This is a genomic window from Marinospirillum sp., from assembly GCF_014859565.1.
The window spans coordinates 1-3,478 of record NZ_JACUUA010000294.1 but is presented as its reverse complement, the minus strand read 5'-3'; the positions used below and the strand labels follow the sequence as shown (position 1 = coordinate 3,478).

At 50.6% G+C, this 3,478-nt stretch carries 6 protein-coding genes; 5 read left to right on the top strand and 1 reads right to left on the bottom strand.

Translation table 11 applies throughout. From position 1 onward, the window contains the following. Nucleotides 1–207 precede the first annotated feature (207 nt). Together IBX50_RS18570 and IBX50_RS18565 are read left to right on the top strand one after the other, a co-directional pair. Nucleotides 208–1,116 (top strand): hypothetical protein, encoded by a 909-nt coding sequence (locus IBX50_RS18570; RefSeq protein WP_292257890.1) that lies wholly within the window; start codon nucleotides 208–210, stop codon nucleotides 1,114–1,116. Nucleotides 1,117–1,128: 12 nt separating this feature from the next. Next, nucleotides 1,129–1,317, top strand: coding sequence for a hypothetical protein (locus IBX50_RS18565; RefSeq protein ID WP_292257889.1), 189 nt, complete (start codon nucleotides 1,129–1,131; stop codon nucleotides 1,315–1,317). A gap of 178 nt (nucleotides 1,318–1,495) precedes the next feature. On the opposite strand, the gene IBX50_RS18560 is transcribed toward IBX50_RS18565, so the two are convergent. Next, the gene (locus IBX50_RS18560) at nucleotides 1,496–1,792 is read right to left on the bottom strand and encodes a hypothetical protein (protein WP_292257888.1); all 297 of its coding nucleotides are present in this window, start codon (nucleotides 1,790–1,792) and stop codon (nucleotides 1,496–1,498) included. 192 nt (nucleotides 1,793–1,984) lie between these two features. Between IBX50_RS18560 and IBX50_RS18555 the strand changes: the two genes are divergently transcribed. From IBX50_RS18555 to IBX50_RS18545, 3 genes are all read left to right on the top strand, one after another. After that, a complete protein-coding gene (locus tag IBX50_RS18555) occupies nucleotides 1,985–2,248 on the top strand; it encodes a hypothetical protein (RefSeq protein WP_292257887.1) in 264 nt (87 codons plus the stop codon). Nucleotides 2,249–2,250: 2 nt separating this feature from the next. After that, the gene (locus IBX50_RS18550; protein WP_292257886.1) at nucleotides 2,251–2,613 is read left to right on the top strand and encodes a hypothetical protein; all 363 of its coding nucleotides are present in this window, start codon (nucleotides 2,251–2,253) and stop codon (nucleotides 2,611–2,613) included. Between the two features lie 422 nt (nucleotides 2,614–3,035). Further along, on the top strand, nucleotides 3,036–3,446 hold the full coding sequence (locus IBX50_RS18545; RefSeq protein WP_292257885.1) for a hypothetical protein: 411 nt from the start codon (nucleotides 3,036–3,038) through the stop codon (nucleotides 3,444–3,446). Nucleotides 3,447–3,478: the final 32 nt, after the last annotated feature.

The following is a 3,478-nucleotide window of genomic DNA, read 5'->3' as shown; positions in this document are numbered from 1 at the left end:
CTTGAAATTATAACACTTCCTGCCGTTTTCTTTTATACCCCATGAGAAATCCGGGTTAGTCACCTGGAAAACAGACTGCAGAAAGAAAACAGCAGTGACACAGCAAACAGCAAAATCCAGGAGCTGAAAGAAGAAGTAAAGTCTGCTGAAGATCAAGTCAGGTTTCTTGAGGCCGAGCTTAACCGTATTCCGTGCGCCAACATTAAGATGATGGACGATGTACGCGCCGGACTAATTACAGCAGAACGTGCCGCACAGGAAGCAGGCGAGCAAGCAAACGCATTACCGTTAAACCGTAGCGCCGGATACACACCAGCGCCATTTCTTAAGGCAGAGCAGCTCAAGGAAGCTGATAGTTATCTGCAAGAGCTGATTCAGCGACTGGCAGAGCTTGAGCAAGAGCATAACGCCAGCAAATCCAGCTGCCTTGCACAGGAAGAACCGCCAAAAGTAACCATGGCAAATATTTCAGCCTTAAACCAGGCTCTAAAAGAACTGGAAAATGAGGTGGTGCGAGTAGAAACTGCGATTGAGCGGATTACCAGCGAGCCGCACAACAATGAAGATAACGAAGACCTAGCTAACTACGAAGCAGCGCTCTCTGAATTGCTGGCTGACTATGAGCTGGAGGAAGACACCAGAGAGCAGCAGACACTGAAAAAGCAAATTGATACCTTGCGCAAAAAGGCCAGCGATACAGCCAGCAAGCATCAACAGCAGCAAAAAGAAAAATGGATACGTATTGATTCACTACATAAGCGACTGGCACTGCTTTCCGCTGAGAAGATGACAGCAAAACAGTATCAGCAGCAGCTGATGGCGGAATTGTTACTGGAATACAGAAGCAAATCCCAGGCTAAACTGGTAGAACTGTTATCTGGATCAGTGGCCGCCATGGCCGCAGAAGCTGACGCAGTACAAGAGCTGCTGAATACTCATGGGGGCACCGAGCGGTATTACGGCAAAAGACTGGGAGAAAAGAATTTTGCAGAAGCCTTAAAAGAAATACTGAAATCAAACGAAAACTCACATGATGTCATCCGGGAGACACTGCAGGTATTTAATGAGCGGCTGACCCAAAAGAAAGCAGAGCTGACTGCCGAACTGTGTTTATAAGGGGCGATTTCAATGACCGAAACCAAAGCGGAACGAATTCTCAAAAACTATCGGGCAGTGATAGGTGGCCGCGCAGTAATGAAAAATGAGCAGCTACCCGCGCCTGAAGAAATCCAAGAGGTTAGTGACGCAGCAGCACGGATAATTAAGGCTTATAAAGTCGCTGTATCAAATAGCAATGGCACGGTTAGGCGAGGATGACGCACACCACTATGGCTGGGCACCTTGCCCGGCCATACCCGCAGCGGCACCACGTTCACCTCGACACCTGATCCACCAGCACACGCTCACCACCAGCACCACGTTCACCACCAGCACCATATTCACATCGGCAGCTGATCCACCAAGGCACCGGCCACCACAAGCCCCAGAAAAAAATCTAGGTTCTTCCCAGCGATAAAACGACCGACCACGGGGACGTGGAGTCGCGGATTCCGGCTAAATTTCGGGTTTTATAGGCCGTCAGCAGCACCAAGCCGCAACCCTTGCCATGCCTACATTCATCGGTGCCGAAGGTGCCGAAATAGCACCCGCATAAAATCGGCACCGGCACCAGAGCAACCAACACAGCAACCATCAGAGCCACCAGCAAAAACACCAGCACGGACAGACTGGCACAGCTCTCCAAACTTGGGAACACCCCAGCACCGGCAGGGATATGCTCAAACTTGAGCACACCCAATTTCTGATGCTCTGCGCCGGTATCAGCTTGCCGCTAATTTCAACCGGCGTGTTTATCCTGCTTTCTTGGGGGGGTGATTCTGGCGCTGGTTAACTAAAGCCTTTAGAATACGCCGCCCTATTGCACAAGCAATGCTTAACCACCATACTCATTGCACAGGTGCATTCACAAAGAAGCGGAGTTGAGATGGCTATTTTTCTGATTGTTCCCACTTTGCCGGGCGACGGAATCAGCAAAGCCCTGGAAGCCCATAAGCTGAACATTCCCTACTACCCGCTGCCGCATGGTGAGTTTCTGGTCAGCTTCAAAGGCACCAGTAAAGAACTGAGCGACTTGCTGGGTATCAGTGAGGGCAAGACAGGATCTGCTATTGTTGCAGCCATTAGCTCTTATTTTGGTCGCGCATCGACTGATATATGGGAATGGGTACAGGTGCACTGGGAGGGCTGACAATGAATCAGAACAAAATCAACGTACCGCCACAACAGCAGGCCACGCCGCCACCCATTCCGCCGCATGATAACGGCTGGACGCTGAACGCTATCAACAGCTTGAGTGCGTCTGTTGGTAGGCTGGAGCAGTCTGCTGCCAATATTGAAAAAACGCTGGATAAGCTGGATAAGCGCTTTGAAAAGGTTGAAGACAAGGTCACCGGCATGGATCGTCGCATCTATGCTGCCGGTATTGTCATTGTCATACTGATATCTGTTGGCGGGTTCATCGTCAACAAGGCTGTTGATTTTGGTATGGACATGGCCAAGGAGGCTATCAAGGCCGAGCAGCAAGACAACAACAAAAATGAACAACCCCGGTAAGAGCGAATCATCACCGTCTGCCGGGTGTAACACCAACTAAACAAAGCTCTTGAGCTGCAGCCAGTGCGTTTGAAGTAGATTTCCTGCATTAAGGCTTCCAGATGCTTCAGCTTGCTGGCATCACTAAACCCTTGTTTTACTTTGTAAAGTCTGCAATGCTTAAACACTCGATTGGCATGAATCATCAGTAGGTGTAGTGTTAAAAACTCCCGCTCAGCTACCGCCACCTGCGGCTCCCCGTACAGAACCGAACAACCCCAAATCAGGGTGATTTGACCACTCGCACGAGACTGACTTTCTTTTACTCATTCTGAGGGAAAGACCGCAGGACAGCACCTCACAAGCACGAGCTAACCCTGTATTGATTGGAGAAGACACGCGCCAGCCTTATACTGTAAAAATCAACATATAGGGGGTTGCTGATGCCTGAACACACTGCATCTATGAAAAAGGCGGTCAAACGCTGGGCAGCGAATGCCAGTCTGCAATCACTGGCAAAAGCAGCGAGTGACCCAGACCACCCCGCGCACACTATTGCCCTGCAAGAATTATCAGACCGCCTGATTCATATTGCTGCTGATGCCCTGCTGGGTTACCACGCAGCCGGATACAAGCCACGGTCTGCCATTGCCAGCGCCACAGAAGCAGGCAGCAAAGGCCGTAGCGACTTCACCGAGCTGGAAGCGGCATTGAAGAACGCTCGTTTTATGGATAGCACTTCTAAGCTGGCGCTTGAGCTACTGGGGCTGGTAAGCGACCGGCAAGCCGCCTGTATGCTGGCAAGCTGCTGGGCAGGACGGACAAGGATCACTGTTAATGGCCAACTAAACTGACCCCCTTCTGGCCATTAATTTTGACCCACCTC